Genomic DNA, 14,637 nt, shown 5'->3' on the forward strand with positions numbered 1-14,637 from the left:
TCCTGGCCGACCGTTCCGCGACCCCGAAGTGAGGAACCATGGAACCCCGGTTCACCTTGACCGACAACGAAATCGGCGCGAAGTTCGCCAAGCGCTTCGGCACCGCGAGCCTGGCGATCATCCAGTCGCCGCTGCCGAAGGTCACGCAGGAGCTGGTGTCGCTGCGCGTCAGCCAGATCAACGGCTGCGGCTGGTGCGTCGACATCCACACCAAGGAGCTGGCCGCCGCCGGGGAGCCCGCGGTCCGGATCAACCTCGTCGCGGCCTGGCGCGAGGCCACCGTCTACACCGAGACCGAGCGGGCCGCGCTGGCGCTGGCCGAGGAGGGCACCCGGCTCGCCGACGCCGCCCCGGGCGTCTCCGACGACACGTGGGAGAGCGTGCGCAAGCACTTCGACGACGATCAGACGGCGGCGCTGGTCGCGCTGGTGGCCCAGATGAACTCGGCCAACCGGCTCGCGGTGATCCTGCACCAGCGGGGTGGCGCCTACGAGCCCGGCATGTTCGGCTGACGCCGCTCCGGCCCGGGAGCACCCGATCCCGGGCCGGTTCGTGCTTCGCTGGGGGACATGACGAAGGCGCAGCGGTGGAACCGGTACTGGGACCGCAAGTCGGCGACCTACGACGCGGAGATGGGCGTCTGGGACCGCCGCCTCTTCGGCGACTCCCGGGAGTGGGCCTGCGGGCAGGCGACCGGCGAGGTGCTGGAGGTCGCCGTCGGCACCGGGCTCAACCTGCCCTGGTACCCGGCCGGGGTGACGCTCACCGGCCTGGACCTCAGCACCGGGATGCTGGAGATCGCCCGCACGCGCGCTCGCGACCTGGGCCGCGAGGTGACGCTGCGGCAGGGCAGCGCGCACGAGCTGCCGTTCGCGGACGCGTCGTTCGACACGGCGGTGTGCACGTTCGGGCTGTGCGCGATCCCGGACCCCGCGGCGGCGGTGGCGCAGCTGCACCGCGTCCTGCGCCCGGGCGGGCGGCTGATCCTGGTCGACCACGTCGCGGGCTCGTCCGTCGTCGTCCGGGCGGCGCAGTGGCTGGTGGAGCTGGCGAGCGTCCCGCTGGCGGGCGAGCACTTCCGGCGTCGCCCGCTGAAGCTGGTGGAGGTGCTCGGAATTTCGATCGAGCGGCGGGAACGGTTCAAACTGGGGCTGGTCGAACGGCTGGTGGCCCGCAAGGTCAGCTGAACAGCTCCGCCAGGGGGCTCTTCTCGAGGTCGGCCAGCAGCGCGGCGACGTCGTCGTACGTCGCGATCGCGCCCGCCTCCTTCAGCTCCGCCGCGCCGACCCCGCCCGACAGCACGCCGATCGTGCGCACGCCGGCCTTCGTGGCGGCCCGGACGTCCCAGACCGCGTCGCCGACGAAGATCGTGTCCTCCGGCGCCGTACCCGCCTTCTCGAGGGCCACCCGCACCGGTTCCGGATCCGGTTTCGTCGCTTCGACGTCCGAGCCGGCGACGATGTCCTTGACGACGTCGTCGACGCCGAGGGTCTTGCGCAGGACGTCCAGCTCGTCGGGACCCGCCGACGTCGCCAGGACCACCCGCACGCCCTTCGCGGCCAGCGCCCGCACCAGCTCCGGGGCCTGGGCGAACGGCCGAAGCAGCTCCGAGTCCTCGAGGTAGAAGCCGCTGTGCAGGTCCTTCGCCTCGTCGCCGACGCGCTCGGCGTCCTCGTCGCCCAGCAGGGTGCTCAGCAGCTTGCCGGAGCCCTTGCCGATCGCGCGGTGCACGCGCCACGAGTCGACTTCGCGGCCTAGCTCGTGGAAAGCCCGCCGCCAGGCGTGGACGTGGAGGTAGTTGGAGTCGACGAGCGTGCCGTCGACGTCGAACAGGACCGCGGTGGCGATGGTGGTCTCCTCGGGTTTCGGCGGGCTCCGGGCGGGTATCGCCGTGCGAGTACCCGACGTGGAAGGACCTACACATGACGACGCCGGACGACCGCGACGCCGCGACCGAGCTGGACCGTGAGCTCGGCGGCACCGACGAGCTGGAGCCGGGGGAGCAGCGCGAGGCGGCTGAGCGCGAAGCGACCGAAGACCGTTGACCGGACTGGTGACGGCCGGCTTCCGCGGGCCGGTCGCCCTGCGCCGCGCCCGGGCGTTCCACCCGGCCGGGCTGGTGCTGCGCGGCGAGCTGCGGGCGGTCGACGACGACCTGCCGTGGCCGGCCGGGCCGACGGCGGTCGTCGCGCGGCTGTCCAAGGGCGCGGGCACGCCGGGCCGGATGCCGGACGCGCTCGGGCCGGCGGTGCGGATCCCCGGCGCGGGCCGCGACGGCGGGCCGTGGGACCTCACCTTGACGACGTCCGGCAGCGGCCACCTCGGCCGGATGCTGCCCCGCCCGGCGGCGACGTGGACCGGCGGCGCGTACAGCAGCCTGGTGCCCTACCGCCGCGCGGATCGGCTGATCTGGCCGGCGGCGTGGGCAACGGCGGATTCGCCGCGCCTGGACGCGTCGCTCGAGGCGGTGGTGGCGGCGGGCGGCCTGGGGTTCGTGCTGCGGACCGGCCGTGAGGACGGGCGCTGGTGCGACAGCGCGGAGCTGACCCTGCCGGAGGTCGGGGGTGACGCGCCGGCGCTCGATCCGATGCGGCACCGTCCGGACGGTCTCGAACCGGCGCCGGAATGGCTGGCGCGGGTGCGGGAACGGGCTTACGCGGGCAGCCGGGCCGGGCGGCCGTGAAGGTCGCCCGGCCCGTCCGGTTCACCGCGAGTCGGCGATGGGGGCGCGCGTCGCGCCCAACGGGATCAGGCCGAGCGCGATCATGCCGACGCCCAGGCCGAAGTGCAGCCAGTTGTCGGCCGTGTTGACCGGGACGAAGTTGGCCGCGCTGTCCTGGTCGATCAGCAGTCCGTAGAGCCACAGCACCAGGTAGATCACGCCGCCGCCGACGAGGAACGCCTTGGCGCCGCCCGGGGTTCGCGCCAGCGCGAGCCCGGCGACACCGAACGCCAGGTGGACGATGTTGTGCAGGATCGAGACGGTGAAGATCCCCAGCAGAAGCGCCCCGGAGTGGTGCCCGGCGCCGGTGAGCAGGTCGTAGTTCGTCGTCACGCCGGGGATGAACCCCAGCACGCCGACCAGCAGGAAAACCACTCCCACGATCGCCGCGAGCAGCTGGCGCGGGGTCCGCCGGACGGCGGTCTCCGTCGATGCCATGGTGGTTCCTCCGATTCGGATGGGACGGGCCCTCGGCCGGGGGCCCGCGCCGGGGCGGCATGCCCGGCGCGGGGCCCGGCAAACGCGTTTCGCCGCACCGGCCGCCGGGTATGCCCCGGTTTCGCCCGATCGGAGGAAGCGATGAGCACTCCCGAAATCGACCCGGTGACTGCCGAAAGCATGGAAGAGGACGCGGACATCGGCGGCGAGCACACCGAACCGACGTTCCGCGACCAGGAGCCGGGCCCGGCGCCGACCGACGAGGAGGACGCCGACCACGGCGGCATGCCCACCGGCTGACGGTCGGCGGTTCGACCGGTCCCGCCGCTGAGGTCCGCGTCACGTCGGGGAACACCGCCGTTTCCCCTGCGTTGTAACGGATACCGGCTCCCGCTCGCAGGTAACTCCCAGCCTTCGCCGGGCGGGGCCGGCCTTCGTCTACTGTGGACGCTTCACCCGCGGCCGGTAGTCGCGCTCGGTCTCGACGTCGCCCTCGGGTGTGTGGACCACGTGCCCGACGCGCCGCTTCTTCGCGATCAGCCGGCCGGACAGCACGGCGTCGGTCCGGCGGAGTGAGGTGTTGGACGCCCGGGTGCCGCCTTCGACGCGGTTCTTCCACAGCCCGTCTTCGAAGTAGGTGTGCACGTCACCCTCGGCCACGACGTCCGCCTCCGTCCGCACTGTGCCTGTGGTTGCCGAGCCGGCCACTGCTCGGCAACTGCGCCAGACCCCGCGGGTGCCCGGGGACGGACCGGACAAACGTTCAGGCCAGGCCGAGTACCCGGACGGCGTTCTCCTTGAGGATCAGCGGGCGCACCTCGTCCTTGAGGTCGAGGGCGGCGAAGTCGGCGAGCCAGCGGTCCGGCGTGATGACCGGGAAGTCCGAGCCGAACAGCACCTTGCGCTTCAGCAGCGAGTTCGCCGCGCGGACCAGTTGCGGCGGGAAGTACTTCGGCGACCAGCCGGACAGGTCGATGTACACGTTCGCCTTGTGCGTCGCGACCGAGATGGCCTCGTCCTGCCACGGCACCGACGGGTGGGCCAGGATGATCGTCAGGCCCGGGAAGTCCGCGGCGACGTCGTCGAGCAGCATCGGGTTCGAGTAGCGCAGCTTGATGCCGTGCCCGCCGGGCAGGCCGGCGCCGATCCCGGTCTGCCCGGTGTGGAACAGCGCCGGCACGCCCAGCTCCTGGATCGCCTCGTACAGCGGGTAGTACCGGACGTCGTTCGGCTCGAACGCCTGCAGGCTCGGGTGGAACTTGAAGCCGCGGACGCCGTGCTCGGTGACCAGGCGCCGCGCGCGGTGCACGGCGGCCTTGCCGGCGTGCGGGTCGACCGAGCCGAACGGGATGAGCACGTCGGCGTGCTCGGCGGCCGCGTCGGCGATCTCCTCGCTCGAGAGGGCGGGGTGCCCGGTCGCGGCCGGCGCCTCGACCGTGAAGACGACGGCGGCCATGTTCCGCGCGCGGTAGTGCTCGGCGATCGAGGTGACCGTCGGCGTCCGGTCCTGGTCGGCGCGGAAGTACTTCGCCGAGGCGTCCAGCAGTTCCTGGTCGAGGGCGAAGCAGCCGTGCCCGTCCTGCTCGACGTGGGTGTGGACGTCGATGGCGGTCAGTGCGGAAAGGTCCACGAAAATCTCCGGTGCTCAGGGCAGGTCGGGCTGCGCGGCCTTGGCGGCCAGCAGCTGGTTCAGGACGGCGTCGCGCGCGGCGACGAGGGACTCCTCGGCGGTGCCGGCCAGTTCGGCGTCGACCCCGGCGACGAGCGTTTCGGCCAGCTCCGGGGTCAGGTGGACCTGGCCGAGGTCGCGCCACCACTCTTCGGTCGGCGGGCCGAGGTGCGCGAGGACGTGCGCGAGCCCGCCCGCGCCGCCGGAGAGGTGCTGGTTGAGGAACGGGCCGAGCACGCCCCAGCGCAGGCCGGGCCCGTACGCGATCGCCGTGTCGACGTCGGCGACAGTGGCGATGCCGCGCTCCACCAGTGAATACGCCTCTTGCCACAGCGCCGCCTGCAGCCGGTTCGCGACGTGGCCGGGCACTTCGCGCGACAACCGGATCGGCCGCTTCCCGACCGAGGTGTAGAACGCCACGGCCCGGTCGACGATTTCGGGCGTGGTCTCGCGGCCGGGCACGACCTCGACGAGCGGGATCAGGTGCGGCGGGTTGAACGGGTGCCCGACGACGACCCGCTCGGGGTGGTGCGGGCAGCCGCGCGCGATGACGCTGGGCAGCAGACCGGACGAGCTGCTCGCCAGGACCACGTCCGGCCGTGCGGCCTCGTCGAGGACGGCGAAGAGGGCGTGCTTGACGTCCTCGCGCTCCGGACCGTTCTCCTGGACGAAGTCCGCGGCGGCGGCCGCTTCGCCGGGGCCGGCGACGAACCGCAGCCGATCCGTGTCGTCGAGAGCACCGCGCAACCGCTCCTCGGCGCCGGGCGCCGGATCGGTGGCGACGACGTCGAGGCCGTGGGCGAGGAAGAGCCTCGCCCAGCTCACGCCGATCACGCCGGTGCCGACGATCGCGACGGTGCTCACGAGGGGATCCCGAAGTGGTCCAGCGCGGTGGGATCGGCGAGGACGTCCCGGCCGACGACGTCGTCCGGCCGGGCACCGAGCAGCAGTTTCTTCACGGGCAGCTCCAGTTTCTTCCCGGTGCGGTTGCGGGGGATCACCGGGACGGCGGTGATCGTGTCGGGCACGTGCCGCGGCGACAGCGCGCTCCTCAACGCCGTCGCGATCTTCTCGCGCAGTGGTGCGTCCAGGACGGCGTCTCGGAGCACGACGTAGAGGCGGAGGTCGCCGTTACCGCCCGCCGGGTCTTCCAGGTGCACGACGAGCGAGTCGCCGACCTCCGGCAGTTCCTCGACGACGGCGTAGAACTCGGCGGTGCCGAGCCGGACGCCGCCGCGGTTGAGGGTGGCGTCCGAGCGGCCGGCGATGACGCAGTGTCCTCCCCGGGAGAACCGGATCCAGTCGCCGTGCCGCCAGACGCCCGGGTAGGTGTCGAAGTACGTGTCGCGGTAGCGCGCACCGGTGTCGTCACCCCAGAACCCGACCGGCATGGACGGCATCGGCGCGGTGATCACGAGTTCGCCCAGCTCGCCGACGACTTCGGTGCCGTGCTCGTCGAACGCCTTCGCGTCGACGCCCAGGCAGGGCCCGGAGATCTCGCCGGCCAGCACGGGCTGCAGCGGGCCGCCCTGGACGATTCCGCTGCAGACGTCGGTGCCGCCGCTGCCGACGTTGAGCAGGACGGCCGGCCCGAAGACGTCCCGCACCCAGTGGTAGCCCTCGGCGGGCAGCGGGCTGCCGGCCGCGCCGAGCTGCCGCAGCGCCGACAGGTCGAACTGCGCGGCCGGGTCGAGCCCCGCCTTCCGGCACGCCATCAGGAAACCCGGGCTCGCGCCCATCAGCGTCGCGCGGGTCTCGGCGGCCAAGCGCCACTGCCACGCCAGGTCCGGGTGCAGCGGGTTGCCGTCGACCAGCACGATCGACGCACCCGTGAGCAGCCCCGAGACCAGCGCGTTCCACATCATCCACGCGGTGGTGGAGAACCACAGGATCCGGTCGCCGGGGCGCAGGTCCCAGCTGAGGCCGTGGTTCTTGAGGTGCTCCAGCAGGATCCCGCCGTGGCCGTGCACGATCGCCTTCGGCTTGCCGGTGGTGCCGGAGGAGAACAGCACGCACAGCGGGTGCGCGAAGGCGACCGGCTCGAACCCGGGCGCGCTCTCGGTGAGGAGCGCGCTCCACTCCAGGGTGCCCGGGAGGTCGTGCTCGCCGTAGGGGACGTGGACGACGTGCTCGACGGTCGGCAGGCCGGCGCGGATCTCGGCCACTTCGGCGCGGCGGTCGACCTCCTTGGCCCCGTAGTGGTAGCCGGCCACCGTCAGCAGCACCCGCGGTTCGATCTGGCCGAACCGGTCGACGACCGAACGGGCGCCGAACTCGGGCGCGCAGGACGCCCAGACCGCGCCGAGGCTCGCGGCCGCCAGGTAGGCGACGACGGTTTCGGGGATGTTCGGCAGGTACGCCGCGACGCGGTCGCCGCGTCCGACGCCGAGCCGGCGCAGGCCCGCACGGGCGCGGGCGACCTGGTCGCGCAGCTCGGCCCAGGTCAGCTCGGTGCGCTCCCGCGTCTGCGAGTAGGCGACGACGGCGATTTCGCCGTCGGGGCCGCCGAGGGCGTGTTCGGCGTAGTTGAGGGTCGCGCCGGGGAACCACTCGGTGCCCGGCATCCGCCGGTCCGGCACGACCGCTGTTTCGGGCGAGTGGAAGCGGACGCCGAAGAAGTCCTTGATCGACGTCCAGAAGCCGTCGAGGTCGGTCACCGACCAGCGGTGCAGTGCGGTGTAGTCGTCGAAACGGTGGCCGCGCTCGGCCAGCCAGGTCAGGTACCGGCCGATCTCGGTGGTTTCGCGGACGTCGGGCGCGACCGGGCGCAGGATCATCGGCCGACCTTCCCGGCGCGCTTGTCCAGGAACGCCTGCATCCGTTCCTTGGCCTCGGCGCTGCCGCCGGCGACGGCGGCCATCAGCGCCTCCAGCAGGTAGCCCTCGGCCGGGTTGGCCTCGGCGATGCGGGGCAGCGCCTGCAGGACGGCGAAGTTCGTGATCGGGGAGTTGGTGGCGATCTTGCGGGCCAGGTCGAGCGCGTGCGCGGAGCCGTCGTCGACGCGGTAGTGCGACAGCCCGGCGGCGTGGCCTTCGTCGGCGTCGAGGACGCGGCCGGTGAGCATCATGTCGGCCATCCGGTGCGCGCCGATCAGCCGCGGCACCCGCACCGACGCGCCGCCGCCGACGAACAGGCCGCGCTGGCCTTCGGGCAGCGCGTAGAACGCCGAGGGTTCGGCGACGCGGATGTGCGCGGCCGCCGCCAGCTCCAGGCCGCCGCCGACGACCGCGCCGCGCAGCACGGCGACGACCGGGACGCGCCCGCGTTCGAGCCGCTCGAACGCGCGGTGCCACATCATCGAGTGCTCCAGGCCTTCGAACGTGTCGCGCTCGGTCAGCTCCGAGAGGTCCAGCCCAGCGGAGAAGTGCTCGCCCACGCAGTCGAGCACGACGGCCTTGACCCCGCGGGGCGGGGCGCCGAAGAACGCTTCGAGGCCGAGCACGGTGGCGTCGTCGAGGGCATTGCGCTTTTCGGGCCGCGCCAGCTGCAGCACGGCGACGTCGTCGTGCAGCTCGAGACGCAGGGACGGGGGCAGGAAAGCGGTGGTCATGCGGGTCCGTTCGGGAAGGCTTCGGCGGCCCGCGCGCGGAGTTCGACGCGGCGGATCTTGCCGGTGGCGTTGCGGGGCAGGGCATCGGTGAACTCGATGTGCTTCGGGATCTTGTAGCGGGCGAGGTGCTGTTCGAGGTGGGCGCGGAAGGCGGCTTCGTCGAGCTCAGCGCCGGCCCGGCGGACGACGAAGGCGGCGCCGACCTCGCCCCAGCGCTCGTCGGCCACGCCCACGACGGCGCAGTCGCCGACCGCGTCGAGCCGGACCGCGACGGCCTCGATCTCTGCCGGGTAGACGTTTTCGCCACCGGAGATGATCATGTCCTTGACGCGGTCGACGACGTGGGCCCAGCCGTCGTCGTCGACCTTGACGACGTCGCCGGTGCGGAACCAGTCGCCGTCGACGAAGCTCGCCTTCGACTCCTCGGGCCGGTTCCAGTAACCGCCGAAGACGTGCGGGCCGCGTACGAGCAGCTCCGCGGGCGTCCCGGAGAGCGGCTCGGGAGTGAGGTCGGGGCCGAGACCGGCCACGTCGGTGAAGAAGTGCGGCACGCCCGCGGCGACGGGGTGGTCGAGGGTTCCTTCGTGGGTGGCCATCGAAACGCCGGGGGAGGCCTCGGTCATGCCGTAGCCCTGAAGGAGTTTCACCCCGCGGTCGAGCCACGCGCGGGCGACGCGTTCGGCGACCGGCGAGCCGCCGTAGAGCACGCACGTCAGCGAGCTCAGGTCCGTGCGCTCCCAGTCTTCGTGGCGGCACAGCAGTTCCAGCATCGTCGGGACGGCGGAGAAGCTCGTGATGCCGGCCTCGCCGATCCGGCCGAGGATCGTGCCTGGGTCGAACTTCGCCACCGGTTCCACGCTGCCGCCCTTGAACAGCGTCGGCAGCGTGATCTGGCCCAGCCCGACGCAGTGGAACAGCGGCGCGATGCACAGCGCCTTGTCGGTGCCCAGGACGTCGAGGTGGGCGAGCTGGTTGACGGTGTTCCAGGTGAGGTTCCCGTGGGTGAGGACCGCGGCCTTCGGCCGGCCGGTGGTGCCGGAGGTGTAGAGCAGCAGGCACGGGTCTTCGAGCCGCACGCCGGTGGCCGGTGGCTCTCCGGCGGCGGCGAGTTCGGCCTCGTAGTCCAGCCCGCCGGCCGGGCAGGACGCCGGGTTCGTCGCGACGACGTGCCGGAGCGTCTCCGGCAGCGGGCCGGCCACCAGGGCGTCGGTATCGGGGCTGTGCACGAGCACCGAAGCGCCGCTGTCTTCGAGCATGTAGCGGATCTCGGCGGGGGAGAGCCGGTAGTTGAGCGGTACGAAGAGCGCGCCCAGGCGGGCGGTGGCGAAGAGCGTCTCGAAGACGGTGACATCGTTGACCCCGAGGTACGCCACGCGGTCGCCCGGCCGGACGCCGAGCCGGGCGAGCGCGCCGGCCAGCCGTTCGACGCGCTCGGCGAGCCCGGCGTAGGTGCGCGTGCGGCCGGGCTGGACGAGCGCGGTGCGCCCGGGGGAGATCCGGGCCCGCCGCGCGGGCCAGCTGCCGAGGCCGAAGTCGGCCGGGCCGTGCGGCGATCGGGTCACGCCGGCACCTCCGTGTGCTATATCAGGAACCCTGAGACGCTGTCGAGCATGACTGTCACCCGCGCGGGCTGTCAAGGGCGGGCCGTCCGGCGGCGGGTTTTGGTGCCTGCGCCGGGAAGACGTGCTTTCGGCCGACAGTGATTCACGGCCGGTTCGGCCGTTGGCGGGGTTGCGCCGTTTGGATCAAGGACTACGCTGCAAGGGTGCGGTTCAGGAGCAGCCGCCCTCCCCCAGACTTGCCGGCGTTCGGGCGGGCAGTGGACACCGCTCGAAACGCCATCCGCGACTGAAGGCGTACACAATGTTGGTCGTGCAGCACCCCGCGACGGCAATCCCCGTGCCGTCTCCCCGCGTGGAACGAAGTTCCGCCATCAAGGTCATCCGGCCGTACTTCGGCGCGGTGATGGTCCGGATCAGCGGCGCCCTCGACGAGGACAGCGCCGCCGAGCTCGGCTCGGTCCTCGCCACCTGGGCGCACCGGCGGTTCCCGACGCTGGTGCTCGACCTCTCCGAGGTCGACTTCCTGGACTCGGCCGGGCTTTCCGTGCTCGCGGACATCCACGTCCGGACGGTCCGCGAGAACACCACTCTCCGGATCGTCACCGGCGACAACCGCGTCGTGCGCCGGGCCTTGGCCGGCAGCGGCCTCGACCACGCGCTGAACCTGAGCCCGCTGCCGTCGGGCTGGGAGCGGGCGACGGAGATCCCGAACTAGCGGGCGCACGACCCCAGGGGTCGTGAGTGGGAAACAGGCTTAGAACCCTGTTTCACGCTCACGACCGTGCGCTCTCCGCAGGCTTCGGACCGGTGAGCCCCTCGATCGTCTCGCGCAGCGCGTCGTCGGTCGGTGTGGGCTCGATGCCGAACGCCGCCGTCGCCGCCGACGAGTCCAGTACGAACGGCCCGCGCAGCTGGTACTCGACCTCGAGCATCTCCCGCGCCGTCGGGTTGAAAACGCCCGCCAACCGCAACGCGATCCGCGGCATCGTCGTCACGCGGGCCGCAGGGGCTCCCGCCAGCTCCGCCGCGCGCGTTGCCAAGCCGCGCACGGACATCGGTGGTGGCGTCGGCGCGTGCCACGGACGGCCCCATGCCCCCTTGTCCGCCGCGACCGCCACCAGCGTGCGGGCGACGTCGCCGACGTACGTCCAGCTGTGCGGCGCGTCGAGGTCGGCCGGGGCCGCCGCGCGCTTGCCCGCCAGGACCTTCGGCAGCACCAGCGCCGTGAACGACGACAGTGCGCCCGCGCCGAGGTAGTCCGACCCGCGGACCTCGGCCGTGCGAATCCGGCCCGCTTCGTGCGCCGCCAGCGCGTCGGCCCAGAGCTTCGCCCGCACCTCGCCCTTGACCGAGTTCGGACGCGCGGGCAGCTGCTCGGTCATCGGGCCGTCGACCGCGCCGTACGCGTACAGGTTCCCGGTCGTGACGAGCACCGCGCCGCTCGTCCCGGCTGCGTGCAGCAACGCCGCGCCCAGCGGCGGCCAGTCGGTGGGCCAGCGGTGGTACGCCGGTCCGGCGCAGCTGTACAGCGCCGCCGCGCCGGCCGTGTGCCGCGCGAGCGTGGCGGCGTCGGTCGCGTCCGCGGCCACGAGCCGGACGCCGTCGACGACCGGGCCGCCGCCGCGCCGGCTGAGCAGGCGGACTTCGTCGCCCCGGGCGGCGAGCAGGCGTGCGGTGGCCGCGCCGACCGGACCGGCGCCGACGATGACGTGCAGAGCCATGGAAACCCCCATGAAGAGAACACTGTTCTCGGACGAGAACACCGTACGAGGTCCGGCGCCGTCGCGTCAAGAACAGTGTTCTCGCCTGTGCGACACTGGGGCCGTGTCCGCCTCGTCGCTGCGTGCCCGGGTCCGCTCGGAGATGCACCAGGAGATCAAGGAAGTCGCCCGCCGGCGCCTCGCCGAAGAGGGCGCGAACCTGTCGCTGCGCGCCGTGGCGCGGGACATGGGCATCGTCGCTTCGGCGCTGTACCGGTACTTCCCGAGCCGCGACGCGCTGCTGACGGCGTTGATCATCGACGCCTACGACGGCCTGGGCGACGCGGCGGTCGACGCCGAAGCGGCGCTCCCGCGCGAGGACCTGCGTGGCCGGTGGCTGGCGACGTGCCACGCGGTCCGGTCCTGGGCGCTCGCGCACCCGGCCGAGTACGGCCTGCTCTACGGCAACCCCGTCCCCGGGTACGCGGCGCCGCCGGACACCGTGGCCCCGGCGTCCAAGGTGATCCTGCTGCTGGCGGCCATCGTCGCCGAGGCGCCGGCGGTCCCGGCCGGGCCGCCGCTGCCCACTCCGGTCCGCGCCGACCTGCGCCGCCTCGTCGACCAGCAGGCGGGCGAGCTCTCGGAGGAGCGCCTGGACCGGGCGCTGCTCGCCTGGACGCACCTGTTCGGCCAGGTCAACTTCGAGGTCTTCCACCGCCTCGACGACATGGTCCGGGCGCGCGCCGAGTACTTCGAGCACCACATGACGCTGCTGGCCGACCTCGCCGGCCTGCCCTGACCGCGCTCAGGCGCGGAAGTACGCGCGGAACGTCGTGCCGTGGTCGCCGGTGTGCAGGCGGACCAGGTCGGCCAGGTAGTTGACCAGCAGCAGCCCGCGGCCCCGGGGCTGCTCGGGCGTCGCCGGGTGGCGGCCGGCCAGCGGGTCCGCCAAGGTGCCGCTGTCCTCGACCTCGCAGACGAACTCGCCGGCTTCGCTCCACAGCCGGACCGTGCCCGTGCCGCCGCCGTGTTCGACGCAGTTGGACAGCAGCTCCGTCACGACCACCTCGACGTCGGCGACCTGGTCGGCGCTCAGCCCGCCGGCCGCCGCGTGCACGTGGGCCAGTGCCCGGGCCGCCGCGAGGTCGGTCGTGTCCGCCAGCTCCACCACACGCTGGGCCGCGGGCCCCGGCGGCAGCGGCCGGTTGTAGCGGGCGAGGACGTCGTCGGGCGCGTACGCCGTGCTGGTGCGGTGGCCGGCGCCGTCGATCAGGACCGGGTGGGTGGCCTCGGCGTCGGCCAGCGCGGCCGGGTCGAGCCGCGAGACGTCGTACGGGCACAGGATCGTCACGTCCCGGCCGGCGAACGCGTGGTTGATCAGCGCTTCGTGCTGCACGCACGCCGGGTACTCGACGTCCGATCGCCCGGCCCAGATCGGCTCGCCGATGATCCGCACCGGCCCGGCCGGGTGCTTGTCGGCGAAGGCGCGCAGGACCCGCGGGATGATCCGCCCGGGGTTGCGCCCGGCTTCGGTCATGTCCAGCAGCCGGACCCGGTCGGCGTCCGCGCCGAGTTCGCGGCGCAGCAGCGCGAGGTTGGGGCCCGGCACGGCCACGGCGACCGGTTCGCCCGCGGCGAGCCCGCCCCACACGAACGGAACCGTCCCGGCCACGTATTCGGCGTCGTCGCGGTAGAACAACGCGGGGTGCACAAAGGGATCCGCGCTCAAACTGGCCTCCTCCGGGTACCGAGGACGTCTCCCAGTATGCGCGACCGGCGTAACCGGTTCGGGGGAACCCCGTCAGGAGAGCCGCTGGGCCGCCTCGAGCAGCCCCGGCGGTCCGCAGGCCGCCCGGGTGCGTTCGAACCAGCGGAACGTCCGCACCCGCAGGTCGCCGGTGCGGCCGGTCCACGTGCCGTCGTCGCGACGCCGCAGCTCGCGCCACGGCCGGCGGCCGAAGCCGCCGGCGTCAGCGAGGACAGCACGCCGGTCACGCCCGCGCTCGCCGCCAGACCGCCAGCGCCGTCGCCGCGAGCGCGCTCCCGCCGGCGGCGAGCAGGCCGTGGTGCCGGCTTGCCCACAGCTGGAAGCTGCGCGGGGTGGCCTGGGCGTCGAACTCGCCGTGCGCGCCGAAGTCCCGTGTCCGGTCGGCGGGGGCCCACAGGTTGGCGGGCTGGTTCGCGGGCTTGGCTTCGCCGGTCTGCTGGGATGTGAAGCCGGTCTTGGCGAGGTAGCGGTCGAGGATCCCGGGGGCGACGGCGTTGGCGACGAGTGTCCCGACGGTGCTGCCGCCGACCCAGTATTCGCGGCGGCGCGGGTGGTCGGCGGCGTGCACGACGGCCCGCGCGGCGACTTCCGGCTGGTAGATCGGCGGCACGGGCTGCGCGTGATCGGGGAGTTTCGAGAGGACCCACGAGAACTGCGGTGTGTTGACGGCCGGCATCTGCACCATGGTCGTCCGGACGTGGCTGCCTTCGTGCAGGAGCTCGCAGCGGAGCGATTCGTTGAAGCCCTGGATGGCGTGCTTCGCGCCGCAATAGGCGCTCTGCAAGGGGATTCCGCGGTAGGCGAGGGCCGAGCCGACCTGGACGACGGTGCCGCGGTCGCGCGGTTTCATGTGCTTGAGGGCGGCCATGGTGCCGTGGACGTAGCCGAGGTAGCTGACTTCGGTGACGCGCCGGAACTCGTCGGGCTCGATCCGGTCGAAGGGCGCGAAGACCGAGGTGAAGGCGACGTTGACCCAGACGTCGATGGGGCCGAGCTCCTTTTCGGCCCGTTCGGCGGCGGCTTCGACTTGGCGGAAGTCGGCGACGTCGGCAGGGATTTCGAGGGCGGTACCGCCGTTTTCGATGACGTCCTCGGCGGCCTCGTGCAGGCCTTTTTCGCCGCGGGCCAGGAGGGCGACCCGGGCTTGCCGGGCCCCGAAGGCCCGCGCGACGGCCCGGCCGATGCCCCCGCTGGCCCCGGTCACGACGACGACTTGGGTGCCGGACAC

At 73.0% G+C, this 14,637-nt stretch carries 18 protein-coding genes; 7 read left to right on the top strand and 11 right to left on the bottom strand.

Annotation, left to right across the window (positions count from 1 at the left end):
- Positions 1-38 precede the first annotated feature (38 nt).
- Both ACERZO_RS03910 and ACERZO_RS03915 read left to right on the top strand, forming a co-directional pair.
- The gene (locus ACERZO_RS03910) at positions 39-512 is read left to right on the top strand and encodes a carboxymuconolactone decarboxylase family protein (protein ID WP_372661748.1); all 474 of its coding nucleotides are present in this window, start codon (positions 39-41) and stop codon (positions 510-512) included.
- Positions 513-569: 57 nt separating this feature from the next.
- Positions 570-1,187 (top strand): class I SAM-dependent methyltransferase, encoded by a 618-nt coding sequence (locus tag ACERZO_RS03915; protein ID WP_372661751.1) that lies wholly within the window; start codon positions 570-572, stop codon positions 1,185-1,187.
- On the opposite strand, the gene ACERZO_RS03920 is transcribed toward ACERZO_RS03915, so the two are convergent.
- Positions 1,180-1,887, bottom strand: a complete 708-nt coding sequence (locus ACERZO_RS03920; RefSeq protein ID WP_372662941.1) for an HAD family hydrolase — start codon at positions 1,885-1,887, stop codon at positions 1,180-1,182. The two genes, ACERZO_RS03915 and ACERZO_RS03920, sit on opposite strands and share 8 nt — an antisense overlap.
- A gap of 35 nt (positions 1,888-1,922) precedes the next feature.
- On the opposite strand from ACERZO_RS03920, the gene ACERZO_RS03925 reads away from it, so the two are divergent.
- Positions 1,923-2,045 (top strand): hypothetical protein, encoded by a 123-nt coding sequence (locus ACERZO_RS03925; protein ID WP_372662976.1) that lies wholly within the window; start codon positions 1,923-1,925, stop codon positions 2,043-2,045.
- Entirely contained in the window at positions 2,042-2,683 is a 642-nt protein-coding gene (locus ACERZO_RS03930) for a hypothetical protein (protein WP_372661754.1), read from the top strand. Before ACERZO_RS03925 ends, ACERZO_RS03930 begins: the two co-directional genes overlap by 4 nt.
- A 21-nt stretch (positions 2,684-2,704) precedes the next feature.
- Here the strand turns inward: ACERZO_RS03930 and ACERZO_RS03935 are convergent, their stop codons facing one another.
- The gene (locus ACERZO_RS03935) at positions 2,705-3,160 is read right to left on the bottom strand and encodes a DUF4383 domain-containing protein (protein WP_372661757.1); all 456 of its coding nucleotides are present in this window, start codon (positions 3,158-3,160) and stop codon (positions 2,705-2,707) included.
- 141 nt (positions 3,161-3,301) lie between these two features.
- On the opposite strand from ACERZO_RS03935, the gene ACERZO_RS03940 reads away from it, so the two are divergent.
- A complete protein-coding gene (locus ACERZO_RS03940) occupies positions 3,302-3,460 on the top strand; it encodes a hypothetical protein (RefSeq protein ID WP_372661760.1) in 159 nt (52 codons plus the stop codon).
- A 138-nt stretch (positions 3,461-3,598) separates the two neighbouring features.
- Here the strand turns inward: ACERZO_RS03940 and ACERZO_RS03945 are convergent, their stop codons facing one another.
- The 6 genes from ACERZO_RS03945 to ACERZO_RS03970 form a co-directional block, all read right to left on the bottom strand.
- Positions 3,599-3,820, bottom strand: coding sequence for a DUF2188 domain-containing protein (locus tag ACERZO_RS03945; protein WP_372661762.1), 222 nt, complete (start codon positions 3,818-3,820; stop codon positions 3,599-3,601).
- 103 nt (positions 3,821-3,923) lie between these two features.
- Positions 3,924-4,790, bottom strand: a complete 867-nt coding sequence (couO, locus tag ACERZO_RS03950; protein ID WP_372661765.1) for a 4-hydroxyphenyl-beta-ketoacyl-CoA hydrolase — start codon at positions 4,788-4,790, stop codon at positions 3,924-3,926.
- A 15-nt stretch (positions 4,791-4,805) separates the two neighbouring features.
- Positions 4,806-5,693, bottom strand: a complete 888-nt coding sequence (locus ACERZO_RS03955) for a 3-hydroxyacyl-CoA dehydrogenase NAD-binding domain-containing protein (RefSeq protein ID WP_372661768.1) — start codon at positions 5,691-5,693, stop codon at positions 4,806-4,808.
- Positions 5,690-7,606, bottom strand: a complete 1,917-nt coding sequence (locus ACERZO_RS03960) for an acetoacetate--CoA ligase (protein ID WP_372661770.1) — start codon at positions 7,604-7,606, stop codon at positions 5,690-5,692. Before ACERZO_RS03960 ends, ACERZO_RS03955 begins: the two co-directional genes overlap by 4 nt.
- Positions 7,603-8,379 (bottom strand): crotonase/enoyl-CoA hydratase family protein, encoded by a 777-nt coding sequence (locus tag ACERZO_RS03965; RefSeq protein ID WP_372661773.1) that lies wholly within the window; start codon positions 8,377-8,379, stop codon positions 7,603-7,605. The genes ACERZO_RS03960 and ACERZO_RS03965 overlap by 4 nt, the downstream gene beginning before the upstream one ends.
- Positions 8,376-9,941 (bottom strand): acyl-CoA synthetase, encoded by a 1,566-nt coding sequence (locus tag ACERZO_RS03970; RefSeq protein ID WP_372661776.1) that lies wholly within the window; start codon positions 9,939-9,941, stop codon positions 8,376-8,378. Before ACERZO_RS03970 ends, ACERZO_RS03965 begins: the two co-directional genes overlap by 4 nt.
- Before the next feature lie 352 nt (positions 9,942-10,293).
- Here ACERZO_RS03970 and ACERZO_RS03975 point away from each other — a divergent pair, with 352 nt between their 5' ends.
- Positions 10,294-10,656, top strand: a complete 363-nt coding sequence (locus ACERZO_RS03975; RefSeq protein ID WP_372661779.1) for an STAS domain-containing protein — start codon at positions 10,294-10,296, stop codon at positions 10,654-10,656.
- A gap of 58 nt (positions 10,657-10,714) precedes the next feature.
- Here ACERZO_RS03975 and ACERZO_RS03980 read toward each other — a convergent pair whose 3' ends face one another.
- On the bottom strand, positions 10,715-11,662 hold the full coding sequence (locus ACERZO_RS03980; RefSeq protein WP_372661782.1) for an NAD-dependent epimerase/dehydratase family protein: 948 nt from the start codon (positions 11,660-11,662) through the stop codon (positions 10,715-10,717).
- A gap of 103 nt (positions 11,663-11,765) precedes the next feature.
- Between ACERZO_RS03980 and ACERZO_RS03985 the strand changes: the two genes are divergently transcribed.
- Positions 11,766-12,440 (top strand): TetR/AcrR family transcriptional regulator, encoded by a 675-nt coding sequence (locus ACERZO_RS03985; RefSeq protein ID WP_372661785.1) that lies wholly within the window; start codon positions 11,766-11,768, stop codon positions 12,438-12,440.
- A 6-nt stretch (positions 12,441-12,446) separates the two neighbouring features.
- On the opposite strand, the gene ACERZO_RS03990 is transcribed toward ACERZO_RS03985, so the two are convergent.
- Both ACERZO_RS03990 and ACERZO_RS03995 read right to left on the bottom strand, forming a co-directional pair.
- The gene (locus ACERZO_RS03990) at positions 12,447-13,370 is read right to left on the bottom strand and encodes an anti-sigma factor RsbA family regulatory protein (RefSeq protein WP_372661787.1); all 924 of its coding nucleotides are present in this window, start codon (positions 13,368-13,370) and stop codon (positions 12,447-12,449) included.
- 262 nt (positions 13,371-13,632) lie between these two features.
- On the bottom strand, positions 13,633-14,637 hold the full coding sequence (locus ACERZO_RS03995) for an SDR family oxidoreductase (protein WP_372661790.1): 1,005 nt from the start codon (positions 14,635-14,637) through the stop codon (positions 13,633-13,635).

It is taken from the genome of Amycolatopsis kentuckyensis (assembly GCF_041679295.1).
GTDB lineage: Bacteria > Actinomycetota > Actinomycetes > Mycobacteriales > Pseudonocardiaceae > Amycolatopsis > Amycolatopsis kentuckyensis_A.